Origin of the sequence: Niastella caeni, assembly GCF_004834005.1 — a bacterium.
GTDB lineage: Bacteria > Bacteroidota > Bacteroidia > Chitinophagales > Chitinophagaceae > Niastella > Niastella caeni.
On sequence record NZ_STFF01000006.1, the window covers coordinates 454,745 to 472,855 of the forward strand.

Consider the following 18,111-nt stretch of genomic DNA (forward strand, 5'->3'; position numbering starts at 1 on the left):
CATGCCATCTTTGATCTGTCAAAAATCTTTAACCTGAAAATTAAAAATACCAAAATGAAAAGAATACCATTACTGGTTTGCCTGATTCAGTTATTATGCGCCGGACTGTTTGCGCAAATAACCCCTGCCAGAAACTTAACACCCATAAAGCTGAAAGGCAATATTCCCTTTCTGATAAAAGGAAGTACAGCTATCAAGTATATTGTTCCCGCCAACGCAGCCAATCCAAGTTTCAGGATGCAACGCGGCACCATCAGCGCCAAAAGAACAGTAACGTCAACCTCAAGCGCCACAGCGCCTGACGCTAATGGACGGTATTGCACTACCTCGCAGGTAAGTGAGGAAAAAGGCGATTATACAAAGATCGTATTGGGAAACCAGAACGATAAAATATATCCCGGCGCTGTTTATTATGATAACGCTTTTATCGATGGTACTTATAATGCGCCTACCAACCTTGAGTTGAAGCCTTATGAGATCACCACCGACCTTTTTTCTGCAGCTTTCTCTGGCAGCTCCATTGTGAATGTACAGCCCAACCTTGGCGGGGTGAATGATGGCATTGGCGATTTAATGAGAAGGGGCGGCAATGTTAAAAACGCCAGTCGCATTTCTGTTGAAGTAAAATCAATGAACTCTTCAGAACAACTGGCTTTTGAAATTGGCGCCGGTTTTACCGGTTATGGCGCCGACCTGAATGCCAGCTTTAATTATTTGAAGTCTTCCAGCAAAAATATTTTTATTGCCAAGTTAACACAGGTATACTTTTCAGTAATGCTTAACCGCGCAGATGGAAAAGTACTGGCAGCCAACAGCGGATCGTTCCCTAACCTGGTTTATGTGAACAAGGTAAACTATGGTCGCCTGGGATATATCCTGATCTCATCCGATTCAAGCCGGGAAGCTATTCAGGCAGCACTGGACTTTACGTATAGCTCTGGCTCTGTGTCGGTATCGGCGAATGCAAGGTTGAATTACCAACGCACCATTGCCTCTATGCAGATCAGCGGTTTCTTCTTCGGTGGCGACGCAGCCAATACCATGAGCCTTACTTCACCCAATCAATTACAGTCATTTGATGACTATGTACAAAACGGTTTACGCCTCGATCCCAATGTGGCGCCGGTAGCCATCAGCTATGAACTAAAATACCTGAATGACAATGCTACTGCCGCTACCCGCAGCACCACCAGTTATACCGAAAGACAATGCACCCCAGCCAAAGGCTTAAAAATACAATTGCACAACGTAGCCATTGAAGATATGCATGGCGGCGACTGCAGCTATGCCTGGGGAACTGTAGGTGTGGAAGTGTGGGAGACCAATGCACAGAAACAACCGGTAAAAATGTTGTGGAACTCGGTGCTGTGGGATTACAAGGGAAATGCCCCCAACCGCACGGTGATCAATTATGCTGATGTACGCGCCGGCAACAATCTGCGACCTGAAATAAAGAACATTCCAAACGGTACAAAAAGCATTACCATCAACCCCATGCTGGCCAATGAGAACCGGATCATGCTGCGGTTTAAATGCAATATCAATACCAATCACAAGGATAATGACCTGGCCGCTCTTGGCTTTCACGGTATGAACCGGGTAGAATCTGTAGACAAGATGTTGAACGAAGTATTTGCAGGATCGGATATGATACAGGCAAAACCGAATGATTACAAGTATGGCACCTATGTAGCAGGACGTTGGTGCTCAAATACCGATCGCGTGCATTGCTTTTATGCTTTATTTACAATAACCAATCAGTAATTCCATTATAAGTGAAGAGCCTGTCTTATTATGCAGACAGGCTCTTCTTCATTTTATTTCCAGATGCTTTTACAATTGGCGTACGTTAATTTTTTAAATGGGGCATTTCCTGCAGATTGCATCCGGAGCCGATCAAATGGTTTCGCAGGAAAGAAAATGGCCGTCATTACCGTTAAACCATTATCGGCAAACAATTCAACCGAGCTAACATCAATGATCAACGAAAGGTCCATACTACCAGATGGGCGAAACCGGGGCGCCACAAACTTACCGGCAAAGTCTTTTTGAAAATCAGTTATACCGGATCTGCTTCGGTCAATGAAAAACTGTTGCTGTTCCTTATTATAACCTATTACAACCTCTTCCCCGGCATCGTTGGAAAGTGTTACTGAAAAATTGTCCGGCTTATCCATGCTCAAATCAAGACGGCCTGGCAATGCTATTTTCCTGGCGCCCGGGGATAGAGCAACCGGGTTCAAACGAATTGAATTGAGTTCCGCAACCGGCTCCGATGCTACATGAATAGCTGTTCCTACATGTTTAATTTTTAACTCCCGGGGGATGGTCATTGCATTTCTCCAGGTTGCGGTTGGCACTACGTTCGCATATGACCAGTTGCTCATCCAGCCCAGAAATATTTTCCGGGCGCCGGTATTACACCAGGTAATGCCGGCATATTCATCAGGTCCATAATCAAGCCACCTTGTACTGCTATCCATGGGCGTAAACTTATTGCCGTTAAAATCACCGATAAAATATTGGGTAGCAGAACCGCCGTTGGGTCCGCCCGGATTCAGGTTTACGATCAGCACCCAAACTTTCTTTCCATTATCATCCAATGAAAATAAGTCGGGGCATTCCCACACGCCACCATGCGCGCCCAGTTCTTTTCCAAACTCGCTTTCCTTTGTCCAGTTCTTTAGATCGGGAGAAGAATAAAAGGTAATCCGGTCTTTGGTGGCCAGTGTCATGATCCATTTTTTTTGCGGCTCATGCCAAAATACTTTGGGATCGCGAAAATCGGTTATGCCAGGACTCTTCAACACCGGGTTACCGTTATATTTCGTCCAGCTTTTTCCATCATCAAGACTATAGGCCAGGCTTTGGTTCTGAAAGTTGTTCCTGCCTTCTTTCTCTCCCTTAGGGTCATGGTGTGTAAAGATGGCCACCAGGGGCGTTTTTCCATTTTTACCAAAGCCCGATGTATTATTCTTATCAACTACGGCACTGCCTGAAAATATGTAACCCAGGCTATCGGGGTACAATGCTATGGGTTGCTGCTGCCAGTGAACCAGGTCCTTGCTGGTAGCATGTCCCCAATGCATAGGCCCCCATACCGTACTATCGGGATAATATTGAAAGAACAGGTGATAAATACCATTATGATACACCATGCCATTCGGATCGTTGGTCCATTTTTCCTTAGGTGAAAAATGGATCTGCGGACGATGCGGTTCCTTATACGCCTGTTGCCCGTGTACGGATGCGATTGCTATAAAAAATACTATTATGAAAAACAGTCTCTTTGTATTCATATCTTATGCTTTTTAGAATGGCCACCAACCATCAAACAATTTAACAATCAAACAATCAGTACCCCGGATTCTGCTTATACAAACCTTTCGTAAACGTAATTTCCGATTGCGGTACGGGCAGGTACTCATCCCTTCCTGCAGTGAATACAGCAGTTGCCAGAAATGTTCGCCTGCTTTTTTCAACACTGATATAATCATTTAAAACCTGGGCTGCTATCCCCCATCTTACCAGATCAAAAAACCGTTGTCCTTCCGTTGCAAATTCAAGGCGCCGTTCCCATTGCAATGCAGTACGAGCATATCCCTGCGTAAAACCGGCAGCCGGATACGGTTGTATATTATAGTTGGAAGCAAAAGTACCGTCCATCTTTTTCAGCCTGCCGGTACTGGCAGCCGCCCTGGTCCTGATCTGGTTGATCAACGGCAGCGCCTTATCGGGCTGTCCCAGTTCGATGTATGCTTCCGCCTGCATTAATAAAACCTCATCGTACCGGATAATATCATAATTTTTTGCAACGCCCATAAAAGGACCATTCTTGAAATAAGAAGAGCTGGTGGCCAGTTGCTGATTGCGCATGGTATGAAAATTGCCATATACGCCCGGGTCGCGCACCCAACTGTTGCTGAATACTTTTGTATTATCATACTTGTAAACGTGCCCGTCAATACCAACGGTATGATCTATTCGAACATCAACAGTTGCTGTATTCAAATTTGCTATGCTGTTATTAAAAGTGGTGAACTTAGGCAAACCGCCTGCATCGGTAGTATACGCGTTTACCAGGTTCTGGCTGGCAGCATGAAAACCGCAGCAGCCATATTGCGGCGCGCCATGCGGATAGTTCAACCCATCTTCATAATTCAACCTTCCCGAAGTTGTTCCATCGTTGATCGTAAATTGAATGGCGAAGAGGGACTCTGATCCATTCTCCGTTTCAGGTAAAAAATTATTGGCAATGTCGGCGCTCAATGCATATTTCCCTGATGAAATAACCGACTGGCATAGGGCAACTACTTCCTGCAATCTTGTTTGATTGATGCTGATTACCTTATGTGTGGTATTCTGCTCGTAAGCCTGGAACAACCGCAGCTTCGCCAGGTAAGCCTGAGCTGCATATTTATTGGGCCTGCCCATTTCTGGCTGGGTTTCAGGCAGGTTATCTACTGCGTATTGAAGATCGGCGGCAATTTTATTCCACGATTCTTCCCATGTCAGGTCGTTAGACAGTTGCAATATGTCGTCTGAAGTTGCATTCTCATCAAAAATGGGAATGTTCTTATACAGGATCTTCATCGTAAAATAGCTATGCGCTCTCAGGAATTTCAATTCTGCCAGTCTTGATTTTTTTTGCGGGAAGGCGGCATCTGCAAGACTGGTCACCGCACGTAAGGCCACATTAGCCCGGGAAATGGATTTGAATAAATTCTTCCAGGTGCGCGAAACAAAGGCATCCATGGTTGGTGTTACCAGGTTATAGTGTTCCATGGCATCTATTTCGCCCACATCACCGGTGCCACCGCCGCCTTTATAGGCGTCATCGGAGCGAACGCTTCCATATGCCCACATGCTGTAGATGGGGCCTATCATATCACCATTACCAATACCCGCGTAGGCGGCAGTAACCAGTCCTTCCACGGCTGTTGGCGAGGTAAGTGCCGACGACGACAATACGCCGGTTGGTGTATATTCCAGTTGTTTTTTGCAGGAACCGAAAATCAATATGGCGGAAGCGATAAATGCCGGTATATATATCTTTTTCATTTTGAAGCAAATTTTGATTGGTTACTAAAAGGAAGCGTTAACACCGAAGGTGAAGGTTTTTGGAACCGGTATCGGGTTCAGGTCAATTCTTTCAGGATCGGGGCTTTGATAGCTTTTGCTTTTAAACCAGAACAGGTTCTCGGCCATGGCATACAGGCGTAACCCGGTAAAGATGGCCTTCGGTTTCACATTATAGCCAAGCTGCAAATTGCGCATTTTGAAATAGGAAGTGCTCACCATAAAATAATCAGAAGTGCGGCCTTCGTTGTTATTGTCTTTAAGTGTAAGCGCAGGTATGCTGGTATTGGTATGTTGTGGCGTCCACGCATTGAATACACCCGGACCTACATTCTCCCGGCTTTTCATCAGGTTATTGAAGAGTGTATAGGCATCATATCCTTTTCTGCCGGCTACACCGGAACCAAAGATCGACAGGTCGAATTTTTTGTAAGTGAGATCTATTCGCAATCCATATTCCAATGATGGTAAGGTAGTACCTATCCAGGTGCGGTCGAGATCATTAATAGCACCATCATTATTGATATCCACATAACGGATCCTTCCCGGACCCGCGCCTATTTGTTTGGGCGCCTTATTCACCTCATCCTGCGATTGAAAGATGCCATTTGTTTTATAACCGAAAATATCGAACTGGGAATGTCCTATAATGGTGTTCACCAGGTTGCCGGGATAAGCCGGGCGTACGCTTTCAGGCAACTCGGTTATTTTATCTCTGAAGTGGGCAAAGTTCAACCGTACATTATAACTGAATTCGCCGGCTTTTTCGCCGAGGTAACCTATTACGAATTCCCAGCCTTTATTGGTCTTTGATGCACCGTTCACAGCTTTCTGCTGGCCTTCACCCAGTGCCGAAGCCACCGGCGGCGTAATTAATATACCGGTCGTTTTGCGGCTAAAAAAATCGAACGATCCGTAGATCCTGTTCTTGTACAAGGTGAAGTCGACACCTGCGTTGATCTCATCGGTTGTTTCCCATTTCAGGTCAACGTTCTCTGCCTGCGTTTGTACAAAACCGGAAGGAAGGGTACCGGTATTGGCGCCTGATAAAGAATAAGCGGTACCAATATTCATATACTGTTCCCAAAAGCCGGGCGTAAGCTGGTTCTGGTTTGTTCCATACCTTGTATCAAAGAGACCAAAACGGGCCAGGTCGCCAATTTGCTGGTTACCTACGCGGCCAATGCCGGCCCTTAATTTTATTTCAGAGAACAGTTGCTGGAATTGCATAAAATTCTCTCTGTCTAATCGCCAGCCTATAGAGGCTGCGGGAAAAACACCATACCGGTTATTGGCCCCGAACCGGGACGATCCATCACGTCGAAGCGTAAGGGCAGCCAGGTATTTATCGGAAAAGTTATAATCAATACGGCCAAAGAGCGAGTATAAGCGGTTGCCGGTTGATCCGCCCGACACGTTGGTATTACCGGTACCTGCGCTCAGAGTGAAATATTCTTCTGTCTGAATGGCGAAGCCTTCTTTCCTGGTATTTTGAAAATCAAGGTTCGTTTTGATGTATTCTGTACCTGCCAGGAATTTTATAGCGTGTATATCATTGATATTCCAGTTATACCGTACCGTATTCGAGAAAGTATAACTCAAATATTTGTTCTGATCTAAAGTAAGGCTGTTGGTAGTTCTGTTAAAAGCACCTTCTCTTAACGTTGGCAGAATGGTTTTACTTAAATAGGTTGCATAGTCGGCGCCAAGCGTTGATCTAAAGAACAGGTTTTTTACAGGTTGAATTTCTACGAAAACACTACCGAAGGAACTCAGCCGGTTGGCATTATCCCACCTCGACAAATACTGCATGTGCAGGGGATTATTGCGGTCTGAATAACCACCGCCGGATGCACCGGCAAACGTAGCGCCGTCGCTTTGATATACGGGGATGGTTGGCGCCAGCGTAACTGCCAGGAACGTAGTAAGTGCACCGCCAATATCGCGCGAAGTGAGGGTTTCGTTTGAATTGGCCACACTTAAATTAACGCCAAACGTAGCTTTATTGTCAAAAGCCCTTGTTATGGCATTGATGCTTCCACTCATGCGATCGTAACCTGTATACCGTAACATGCCGGTATTTTTTAAATAGCCCAGGTTGATCTCGAGCGATGAGTTTTTATTGCCGGCTGAAACAGTTAAGCTGTTATTGCTTACAAGACCCGTTTTATACATCACATCCTGCCAGTCGGTATTTCCGGCGGGCGTATTGGGATCGCCGCCAACAAAGGGTTTAACGGTCACGCCATTTAATACTGGGTTATCGAAATCATTGTTCCAGTCGAAATTATATATTTCGCCGTAGGCAGCGGCCGGGTCCTGTTTATCATTGACAGAAGCCTGCCACAATGCTTTGCCTCTGTCTACTGAATTCAGCATCCTGAACCTGACAGACTTTTCAGACTGGGCCGAGATACTTGAATTGAATTGAAAATTTACTTTGCCATTTGTATTACCACCATTTTTAGTAGTAACAATGATAACGCCGTTGGATGCCCGCGATCCGTACACAGAAGCGGCAGAAGCATCTTTTAACACCTGTACGGAAGCGATCACTGCGGGATCGAGGTTTTGAAACACTTCGGGCCTGGTGGTAGGTATTCCATCAATAATATACAGTGGGGTATTAACGCCCAGGGTATTGGCCCCCCTTATCAATATGGTTGCATTACTGCCGTTGGGTGAACCGCCATTTTTTTCGATATACAAACCAGCAACCCTACCCTGCAACGCCTGCATCGTATTACCGGAACTGTTATTCTTTACCGGTGTCATGTCTACAACGGCAACCGCCCCGGTCAGGTCCTTTTTTCTTTGCGTTTGATAACCTATCACCACAAATTGCTCCAGTTCCTTCTCCCCTTCTTCCAGGTCAATAGAAAGGTCATGCATACCGGAAGAAAGTTTGAGGGTCACTGTTTTCATTCCTACAAAAGACACGGTAACAAGATCACCTGTTGAAGCTTCGATGGTAAATTTTCCGTTTGCATCGGTCACTACCATTTTATTATTGGCAGCAACAGTAGCTCCTGAAAGGGGCGTATGGTTGGCTTTATGTAATACCACCCCGTTAATCGTTTTTTTCTGGGCAAAGACCATTGCCGAAAACAGCAAGCCGGCAATAATCATAAACAATCGTTGCATATCGTTAATTTTGGTTTGAAAAAATTGGCACCGGTTACAATCTTATGCTCGTATGTTGGAAAAGTTGTTGAGTTCTACAATTTCATCAATTTGGTAATGAGGGCACGCGCCCGGGTACGAAGCAATGAGCGCTCCCATGGCACAGGCATAATGGAGCATGGCTTCAGGCGGCGCCCCTTCTATCAATTTTGACAACAGGGCTGCCAGGAATGCATCTCCGCTCCCTACGGTATCGGCTACCTGTACTTTATATCCCGGATGCTGGTAAAAATGGCCGTCCATACAAAGTACCGCACCATTACTGCCCATAGTCACTACGATGGTTTTGAGCCGAAACCGGTCCTGGATCGCTTTAATTTTATCTGCTACGGTAGATGATGTACTAAACCAGCCGGCAATTAATTCCAGTTCGGCCTGGTTCAGTTTTAAGATGTTTGATTTGTGCAGTAATTGTTCAACGACCTTCCGACTGAAATGCGGGGGCCTTATATTAATATCCAACACTTTATTCTTCGCTGATTCCAGCAATTTAAACAGCGTATTCCCTGAGGTATAATTCCGGCAGGCCAGGCTGCCAAAAACCAGGTAATCTGTATCCTGCATCAGGGAAACATATCGATCATCCCAGATTATAAAATCCCATGCTGATGGATAAACGATATCGTACGTCATTTCAAAATGTTCGTTCGACCGGGCATACACAATGCCTGTTGGATGATAGTGGTCGATGTGGCAATACTCAGTGCCAATGCCCCATTTCGATAATAAATTGACGAGGGCAGCACCATAGCTGTCGGAACCTACGGCAGTAATTATTGAAACATCCCTCTTCAATTTATGTAAATGATAAGCCACATTCATGGGCGCTCCGCCTGGTAACTCACCTGCAGGCAGAATATCCCAAAGTATTTCGCCATAACAAACCAGTTTATTTGCTGATGATCGTTCGCTCATAAAGACAAGAATTTTGATTGGTGATGAATGAACGCTGAAGGCTGAACGCTTACCTCCGAGATACCTTTTACCCTAATGATTTCAAAAAGCCCGAAATCCGGGATTTAGCGATTCGCCTTAAGCGTTCCGCATTAAGCGTGAATTATTGACCGTTCGATCTGTTCCAGAGATTTGCCTTTGGTTTCGGGCATCACTTTCCATACAAAAAGAAGTTGCAATACCATCATAATGCAGAAGAATAAAAAGGTATTACCACCGCCCAGTTTTTCTGCCAGCATAGGAAAAGAGAAGGCAATGATGGCTGCCATTATCCAATGCGTAAAACTGCCCAGCGTTTGCCCTTTTGCCCGCACCTGGTTGGGAAATATTTCGGCCATAAAAACCCATATTACAGCGCCCTGGCTGAAAGCAAAAAAAGCGATATACACCAGCAGGTAAACGGTAACGGCCCAGCCGCTGAAGTTATGCGTGTAAAAAGCCTGCGCTACCAGCCCGAGTGTAGAGATCAGGCCAATAGAGCCGATCAGCATTAATGTTTTTCTTCCTATTCTATCAATGAAATTGAGGGCAATGAGGGTGAAAATGAAGTTTACAACGCCAATGCCTACTGTCGACAGCAGGGAGGAACTGCGACCCAACCCTGTCATTTCAAAAATGCGGGGTGCATAATAAATAATGGCATTGATGCCCGATACCTGGTTAAAAACGGCAAATACAACGGCCAGAAAAACGGGAAACCGGTATTTGCGCGTCAACAACTGGTTTACATCGGCGAAACCGCTGTTCCGTTGTTGGCTGCTTTTGATATTCTCTATTTCCACTTCATAACCATGTGGTATTATTTCTTTTAAAACCGCAGTAGCTTCTTCCAGTTTTCCCTGGTTCAGGATCAACCAGCGGGGGCTTTCGGGTACTACCTGAAGCAATATCAGGAACAGCAACGACGGAAAAGCCTGTACCCCCAACATCCAGCGCCAGGCAGTTTCTCCATCCTGCCCGATCAGGTAATTGGAAAAATAAGAAAGTAAAATACCCAATACTATATTGAATTGGAAAAGGGCAACCAGTTGCCCCCTTTTTTCAGCAGGAGCAATTTCAGAGATATAAACAGGTGCGGTTACCGAAGAAGCACCCACGCCCAATCCACCCAAAAACCGGAAAAGCAAAAAGATATACCAGTTGGTGGCAAAGGCGGTGCCAAGGGAAGAAAGCAGGTAGATGGCTGCAATTACCATTAAGGTGTTTCGTCTTCCGATCCGTTCGCAGGGAATGCTACCGATTAAAGAACCTAAAACAGTGCCGATCAAAGCAATTGAAACCGTGAGGCCATGTTCAACAGAATTCAGGGCCCAGTATGACTGGATAGCTTGTTCTGCGCCAGAGATAACTGCCGTATCAAATCCAAACAAAAACCCGCCGAGCGCTACAACAATACTCCACAATAAGACTTTTCTATTGTTCATATAACAAGCAATTTCCTGTAAACATATCCTACTTGACCCCGGATTGTGTTGCAATCCTGTTTCAAAGAATTTTTTAGCCTGAAATAATATCCAATGCCTATAATTTATTAAATTTCAATACGAAACGAATACATTAGAATATCAATTCATCGACTGTTTGTAGAATTTGTAACACGGTTTGTAGAAAATGTTTCATCCAAACATGGTAACTGTTTCGCAAAAAATTCAAACCGTTTTATCATTGCCTATATTTATATAAGGATCTGAATTTTTATTTATCATTGCCGGCCGCTCATATGATACGATCATTTTCGAATTGCTTGCTTTTGCGATTGCATTGGTTTGGTATTACCCGGTTGTTTATACCGGGTATGCTGCTGCTTTTATGTTTTTGCGCCTGTACCCGCCAAACGAAACAGACATATACAATCGGGTTCTCGCAATGTGTGGAGTCGGATGCATGGCGTAAGACCATGCTGGAAGGCATGAAAAGAGAACTGACTTTTCACCCCACCATAAATTTTATTTACAGGCAGGCGGATGGCAACAGCCCAAAGCAGGTGGCGCAGGTGAAGGAACTTTTGCAGAAAAAGATCGATCTGCTTATTATATCGCCCAACGAGGCCGAACCTTTAACCCCGGTGGTTGAAGAAGCATATAATAAAGGCATCCCGGTAATTGTTGTCGACAGAAAAATATCGACTCCGCATTATACGGCGTATGTAGGCGGCGACAATTACGAAATTGGTAAAATGGCCGGTCAGTATGCCTTGCATTTACTGAATGGAAAAGGAAAGATCATTGAGATCACCGGGTTGCCGAAATCGTCTCCCGCCATAGAACGCCATAAGGGATTCACAGATGCATTAAAGAACTACCCTTCCCTGCAGGTTATACACCAGGTAAATGGCGAATGGTTAAACCAAACGGCAAAAAGTGAATTTTCAAAAATCGTAACTCAGTATCCCGATGTGAACCTTGTTTTTGCTCACAACGATATGATGGCGCATGGGGTGTATGAAGTGTATAAAAATGGTACGCAACCGCAGCCGGCCATCATGGGGGTAGATGGCCTGCCTGATGCCGGACTGCAATTTGTTTCCGGCAAAAAAATTACCGCCACCATGCTATACCCTACCGGCGGTGAAGAGGCGATCAGGATAGCCCTGAAGATCCTGAACAAGCAAACCTTTGTAAAGGACAACCTGCTTCAAACCACGGTCATTGATTCTACCAATGTCCGGATCATGCAGTTGCAGGCAGAAAAAACCATCAGCCAGCAACAACAGATAGAACGGCAGCAATTGATGCTGAAAGAACAAAAAAGGATCTATAACAACCAGCGCACTTATGTTTATATACTGGTAACCTCGCTGATCTTATCCATTATTTTAGGGGGACTTGCTTTTTATTCCCTGCGGGAAAACAGGAAGATCAGTAGAAAACTGCAAAAACAAAACCAGGAGATCCTTGACCACCAGGCGCAACTGATAGCAATGTCGGCAAAAGCAAAAGCCGCCAATGAAGCCAAGGTAAACTTCTTTACCAACATCTCGCACGAGTTCAGAACACCTTTAACGCTCATCCTGGGGCCATTGGAAGAATTGCTTGCCAATAACAAGATCCATCACACCATAAGCCAAACCCACACCCTGATCCAGAAGAATGTGCTGCGGCTTTTACGGCTGGTGAACCAACTGATAGATTTCAGGAAAATAGAAGTGGATAAAATGCGGTTAAAAGCGGCCGAGAACGATTTGATCAATTTCGTTTCCGACATCATACAATCCTACAAAAGCATAGCGCAAAAAAGGAACATCGACCTTCGCCTGATCACAAAAGAAAGACAGCTTCCGGTGTGGATGGATATAAATATGATGGATAAAGTGATCTTTAACCTTTTATCCAATGCCTTCAAGTTTACAAAAGACAATGGCTACATACATATTTATATAAGCAAGAGCGATAACAATGCCATCATTAAAATTGAGGATAACGGCGTGGGCATGTCGAAAGATGCCATAACGCATGCCTTTGATGTTTTTTACCAGGGCGAATATGAAAACTACAAGGGGTCGGGTTTGGGCCTTGCGCTGTCAAAAGAATTGATCACTTTGCATAAAGGAACAATTTCCGTTAACAGTGAGAAATGGAAAGGGACCAGCTTCGAAATTTGCCTGCCGCTGGGTAATGCACACCTTGAAAAAGAGGAAATGATATTGGAGCAGGAACAGGAAACCAACCAGGCTGTTTTATACGAGCACGAAAAAATTTATACCGCCGACCTAAAAACAGAAACAACCAGTAACCCTGATATAGAGGAAATACCTGCAGAAAAAGAACATACTGTATTGGTCATCGAAGACAATGCAGATCTGCGGCATTTTCTTGTGAACAAGCTGAACCCGCAATACGAAATACTACAGGCCGATAACGGTCAATCGGCCCTGCAACAGGCATTCGATAACATACCCGACCTGATCATTTGTGATGTGGTCATTCCCGGTAAAGATGGCATGGCGCTTACTTCCATTTTTAAAAATGATTTCCGCACTTCACATATTCCGGTTGTGCTGTTAACCGCCAAAACAGCGATGGAACAACAGATAGAAGGCATGAAAAACCTGGCAGATGCCTATATTACAAAACCTTTCAATATCACCTTCCTTCAGCAAACCATAAAAAGCCTGTTGAGCAACCGCGCCAGGTTAAAAGAACATTTTACAGGCGAGCTGCCCACTAGTTTAAAAACCCAGACAATAGGAAAGCCCGATAGAAAATTCATCAATGAATTTTCTGCATTGGTAGAAAGTAATCTATCCAATGAAGACTTAACGGCGGACGCTATTTGTAAACAGATGGGCATTTCGAGGGTACAGTTATACAGGAAAGTAAAGGCCTTACTGGATATTAATGTGAATGATTATATTTTAAATACCAGATTACAAAAGGCAAAATATCTTTTAAAAAATGAGACCTGCTCCATTGGGGAAATAGCCAGTAAAACCGGGTTCTCTTCTTCCGCCTACTTTTCAAATGTGTTTAAAACAAAGGTGGGGGTTACGCCTAAAGAATACAGACTGGGATGACTGGGATAGCGGGATTAATGGGATTAATGGGATGCCGGGATGGTCAATCCCATAGTCCGGGATTGTATTTCTTTGGATTTTTCCGTAATTTTTTCCCCGGTTTCGCTACTAATGAAAAACCATAAAACAACCTTTATCACCCAACCTAAAATCAACAGCACCTATGGGATTATTTGATTTTATAAAGAATGAATTTATAGAAGTCATCGACTGGGTCGATGACAGTACCGATACCGTTATTTACAAATTCCCCGACAAGGGAAACAAGATCATGAACGGCGCTAAATTAACCGTTCGGGAATCACAGGTAGCCGTGATGATGCACCAGGGTGAATTTGGCGACCAGTATACCCCAGGCATGTACGAGCTGGTTACCCCCAACATGCCCATTACCACTACGCTTCAATCGTGGAAATATTTGTTTGCCGACCCATTTAAGGTAGACCTGTTCTTTGTTAGCACCAAACAGTTCACCAATCTGAAATGGGGCACTCCCAATCCCGTCATTATGCGCGACCCGGAGTTTAAACAGGTACGCATCCGGTCATTTGGCTCTTATACCATGCGGGTAATAGATGCCAAAAAATTCATCAAAGAGTTTGCCGGCACCAATCCCAGGGTTGATGTTGATACCGTAAGTGAACAGCTTCGCAATACCATCGTAAGCAAACTGGCGGAAGGACTGGCAGAAGCCGGCATTTCGGTGCTTGACCTTGCAGCCAATTTTACCGAAATAGGTGATAAGCTAAAGCCCATATTCCAAACGGAATTTGATACCTGGGGCATTGAACTGGGTAAATTTTATATTGACAGTGTGAGCCTGCCGGAAGAAGTGGAAAAGATGCTCGACAAAACTACCCAACTGAACATGCTATCTGACAAACTGGACCAGTTTAACCAGATGCAAAGTGGTATTGCGTTGGAAAAGATGGCCGATAATCCCGGTGCAGGAAATACAGCCGGCATTGGCGCAGGCGTAATTCTTACCAATATGATGCAATCGCAACAAGCCCAAAATACAAGCGGCGCTACGCCCGCAACCAGTAATCAACAAAAAATGCTTGACCTGTTGAAGCAACTGGGTGAACTGAAAACATCCGGTATTATAACCGAAGAAGAGTTCAATCAAAAGAAAGCCGAGATATTGGGGAAGTTGTAAGAGAAAAATAAAATTGAAGAGCCCTTTCGCCAGTTGGTGAGAGGGCTTTTTTATGAGATTTTATATAGGTTCATTAGAAGGATGTACTTTCTATGATATCTCCAATAAGAAGGTTGGGTTGCCTGGTTCTATCGTATCTTTAAGAACAGCTTTTTAAAGAAAATACAACCGCTGTAAAACCTGGCATTATGAAAATAAAAATACGGGAAACGATCTTGCTTGTCATCATGTGCTGTTGCTGTTATTTATTGAAAGCACAAAACGATCGCACCAGTATAACCGATACTGCTGGCATAGTAGCCGATGGCGCTACCCCCACCCTTATCGCCAGGAATTTCTCTTTTACCGAAGGCCCCACCACAGACAAGAAAGGGAATATCTATTTTACCGATCAGCCCAATAATAAGATCTGGAAATACGGAACAGACGGCAGCCTTTCGATCTTTCTCGACAGTGCAGGCAGATCGAACGGAATGGCTTTTGATAAGAAGGGAAATCTGCTCTCCTGTGCCGATGAACAAAACCAGATCTGGTCAATAAGTAAGAATAAAAAAATAACTGTGCTGTTAAATGATCTGGGGGGCAAAAAACTGAATGGTCCCAATGACCTGTGGGTATCGCCCCGAGGAGATATTTATTTCACCGACCCGTACTACCAACGTAAATGGTGGACAAGGACCCAACCCGAAATAGAAGCTGAAAAAGTGTATGTGCTGATGCGTGGTAGTAAGTCCCCGGTAGCGCTTGTAGACAGTCTTCAACGTCCCAATGGCATTACTGGTACGGCCGATGGAAAATATTTATACGTGGCAGATATCAAGGGTAACAAAGTTTACCGGTACACGATCAACAATGATGGCTCTTTAAGCAATGCGCAACTGTTTGTGAATATGGGCTCTGATGGTATGACGATCGACCAAAAAGGCAATGTATATCTTACCGGCAAAGGCGGCGTTACCGTTTTCAACAGCCAGGGCCAACAGATCTGGCATATTTCCATCCCTGAAAGATGGACTGCCAACGTTGCCTTTGGCGGTAAACACAGGAATAAGTTATTTATAACCGCTGCAGAAGCTGTTTACGTGTTGGACATGAAAGTGAAGGGGATTGAGTAGACTATTCTGCAACTTTATATTGTTCGTGAAATTTTAGCTCTTTACCTTTTTCAATAATAATTTTTTGCAGTGTAGCAACTAAAAGCATAATTCCAAAGTCACAGGTATCACTCAGATATCGCATGTATACCTCAACATCCTTATCTATGTTTTCAAAAAAAGGTTCCCGGGCAACTTCCATAGATCCATGTACAAACTGACTTCGCAGCTCATATAAGGCATTTATTTTCTTTTTATACTCATTTTTATGAGAGGCAGGTTCTCCTAAAAAAAGAAAAAGCCTGTTACGTAAGGCATTGAGCACCCCTTCTTTTGGCGTATCGTATAACGCCTCTAATGAATGGGTTATCCAGATTAAACTCGGGGGAGAGAATGGCGCATGGTCCTTACCAAAATTGATGAGAGAAAAAAGGCATCTTTCAACATTCGTTGTAGCTTTTGCTTTTAATGTAATGTTAAGCTCTTTATACCAATCTACTACTTTGTCCAATGGCATAAAGCTGACTTTCGGCCAATGATTTAATTCTCCGCATGTTTCCCAAAAATGTTCAAACGGGTTAGAACTTAACGACACACCAAAGCCATTTACTAATAATGACTCGCCCTCAATACATTTAAGAGTAGCATCAAAGATATTAAAAGTACCAGGTGCAGCTAAGTTCATCGTGATGTACATCATTTCGATGAATCGAATCACAAAATATTCGGAAAATGACTTTATTAATGTGGCGTTTCCTGTTACAGTTATTATTAGTTCATCAGCGTTGTCTATCGAGTATTTAAATTGCGGCTTAAACTTTTTCCAGTCAGTTACGATAGTGATCTTATCCTGGTTATAATAAAATTCGAATTTTGAAAAAACTTTGCTGGCGCTAACCCAACATTCCAGTAAATATTTTTCAAAATCTTCATAGGGCTCATAGGTAAAAAAGTCTGGCGGAGAGATGACTATAGAATAGCTTTTACTGGCGTTTGCGGCTGGTTGTTTCATATAATAACTTAACATAACGGAAAAGTGAATTTTCTAATATATGTTAAGCATGATTTATTGTAGAATAACCAAACCAGTAAGGGAAATTATGTATTAAAGAACTTTTCATTGCCTATGCCACAGTTTATGACCAGGCTCAAAATTGCTTATCATATCCCGGGATGGCATTGCATAACCTTGAAAACCAAATGTATATTCTGGAGTAAATGCTTACTATAGATACGCAGTCCCTCCTTAAATAAAACGACCTCTATAATACCTGCGGTAATATAATTGAATGGCAAGTAGAAACCCGAAAATCTTATCACGGTGAAGACTATCACTGATCTCAATCGTTCCTTCCATAGGTCTGTCACTATTACGGGATAGGAATTTTCTCTTACTGGTATTTTTTAATGAAAAAACGGTTTGATCGCCTGCTTTGATATCTATAACCAGGTCAAAGCCCTTACTTCCATTAAAATTATTGTAGTCCATAATATAAGTAGAGGGATCATCATAAAATTCCAATTTCGCTTTCAGTATTTTAACAATCGTGTAATAAATAGTAACATATGCAAAATTTGGTTCGTGGTCATTAAGTAAATAATGGGCGTTAGCCAGACTACCAAAGATCTTTGTATGCCGTTTGTAGCTATCCCCATCTTTGAACCTTGCGAATGTTTTATTATAACCATCAATAAAGGTCCCTACGAGATGGCTTCCATCGTATAAGTCGTATTTGACGCCAGGTGGTATTGAAATGTCGATGTCGGAGTAGTATGTTTCAGGGACCTCGTACCTTCTAAAATTGAATATCATTTAAAACTAGCTTAATCACCGATGAGCCATGCAATATAGTCATTGTTGAAAATATTTCAAATAAAGTGAGGCATACAAGCTCATTAGTTGAATCAAACATGACTAATCAACGTATTGGCATCAATAACGTTCACAATCCTGTGCATTTCAGGGCCGGCAGAAGGCGTTACCGTTTTCAACAGCCAGGGCCAACAGATCTGGCATATTTCCATCCCTGAAAGATGGACTGCCAACGTTGCCTTTGGCGGTAAACACAGGAATAAATTATTTATAACCGCTGCAGAAGCTGTTTATGTGTTGGAGATGAAGTGAATGG

12 protein-coding genes are annotated in these 18,111 nt (G+C 43.6%); 5 read left to right on the plus strand and 7 right to left on the minus strand.

All coding sequences use genetic code 11. The features are described 5' to 3' along the window. The first annotated feature begins 54 nt into the window (after nt 1–54). Nucleotides 55–1,764: a thiol-activated cytolysin family protein gene (locus tag FAM09_RS22160; protein ID WP_166437231.1), complete on the plus strand. Its 1,710-nt coding sequence runs from the start codon at nt 55–57 to the stop codon at nt 1,762–1,764. Nucleotides 1,765–1,817: 53 nt separating this feature from the next. Here FAM09_RS22160 and FAM09_RS22165 read toward each other — a convergent pair whose 3' ends face one another. The 5 genes from FAM09_RS22165 to FAM09_RS22185 all read right to left on the minus strand — a co-directional run bounded on the left by FAM09_RS22165 (nt 1,818) and on the right by FAM09_RS22185 (nt 10,640). Continuing rightward, complete coding sequence (locus FAM09_RS22165) at nt 1,818–3,299, minus strand: glycoside hydrolase family 32 protein (protein WP_136579332.1); 1,482 nt, start codon at nt 3,297–3,299, stop codon at nt 1,818–1,820. A 55-nt stretch (nt 3,300–3,354) separates the two neighbouring features. After that, nucleotides 3,355–5,061 carry a RagB/SusD family nutrient uptake outer membrane protein gene (locus FAM09_RS22170; RefSeq protein ID WP_136579333.1) on the minus strand — a complete coding sequence of 569 codons (1,707 nt, stop codon included), beginning with the start codon at nt 5,059–5,061 and terminating at the stop codon, nt 3,355–3,357. A 24-nt stretch (nt 5,062–5,085) separates the two neighbouring features. Continuing rightward, on the minus strand, nt 5,086–8,223 hold the full coding sequence (locus FAM09_RS22175; protein ID WP_136579334.1) for a SusC/RagA family TonB-linked outer membrane protein: 3,138 nt from the start codon (nt 8,221–8,223) through the stop codon (nt 5,086–5,088). Between the two features lie 42 nt (nt 8,224–8,265). After that, nucleotides 8,266–9,177, minus strand: a complete 912-nt coding sequence (locus FAM09_RS22180) for a carbohydrate kinase family protein (RefSeq protein WP_136579335.1) — start codon at nt 9,175–9,177, stop codon at nt 8,266–8,268. Nucleotides 9,178–9,308: 131 nt separating this feature from the next. Continuing rightward, nucleotides 9,309–10,640 (minus strand): sugar porter family MFS transporter, encoded by a 1,332-nt coding sequence (locus tag FAM09_RS22185; protein WP_136579336.1) that lies wholly within the window; start codon nt 10,638–10,640, stop codon nt 9,309–9,311. 296 nt (nt 10,641–10,936) lie between these two features. Between FAM09_RS22185 and FAM09_RS22190 the strand changes: the two genes are divergently transcribed. The 3 genes from FAM09_RS22190 (at nt 10,937) to FAM09_RS22200 (ending at nt 16,003) form a co-directional block, all read left to right on the plus strand. Next, on the plus strand, nt 10,937–13,729 hold the full coding sequence (locus FAM09_RS22190) for a hybrid sensor histidine kinase/response regulator transcription factor (RefSeq protein ID WP_243751749.1): 2,793 nt from the start codon (nt 10,937–10,939) through the stop codon (nt 13,727–13,729). A 163-nt stretch (nt 13,730–13,892) separates the two neighbouring features. Beyond that, entirely contained in the window at nt 13,893–14,888 is a 996-nt protein-coding gene (locus FAM09_RS22195; protein WP_136579337.1) for an SPFH domain-containing protein, read from the plus strand. A gap of 188 nt (nt 14,889–15,076) precedes the next feature. Next, a complete protein-coding gene (locus tag FAM09_RS22200) occupies nt 15,077–16,003 on the plus strand; it encodes an SMP-30/gluconolactonase/LRE family protein (RefSeq protein WP_136579338.1) in 927 nt (308 codons plus the stop codon). A gap of 1 nt (nt 16,004) precedes the next feature. Here the strand turns inward: FAM09_RS22200 and FAM09_RS22205 are convergent, their stop codons facing one another. Beyond that, nucleotides 16,005–16,994, minus strand: coding sequence for a HEPN domain-containing protein (locus FAM09_RS22205; protein WP_136579339.1), 990 nt, complete (start codon nt 16,992–16,994; stop codon nt 16,005–16,007). 234 nt (nt 16,995–17,228) lie between these two features. Next, nucleotides 17,229–17,795, minus strand: coding sequence for a hypothetical protein (locus FAM09_RS22210; protein WP_136579340.1), 567 nt, complete (start codon nt 17,793–17,795; stop codon nt 17,229–17,231). 114 nt (nt 17,796–17,909) lie between these two features. Here FAM09_RS22210 and FAM09_RS22215 point away from each other — a divergent pair, with 114 nt between their 5' ends. Further along, nucleotides 17,910–18,107 (plus strand): SMP-30/gluconolactonase/LRE family protein, encoded by a 198-nt coding sequence (locus FAM09_RS22215; RefSeq protein ID WP_243751750.1) that lies wholly within the window; start codon nt 17,910–17,912, stop codon nt 18,105–18,107. Nucleotides 18,108–18,111 lie beyond the last annotated feature (4 nt).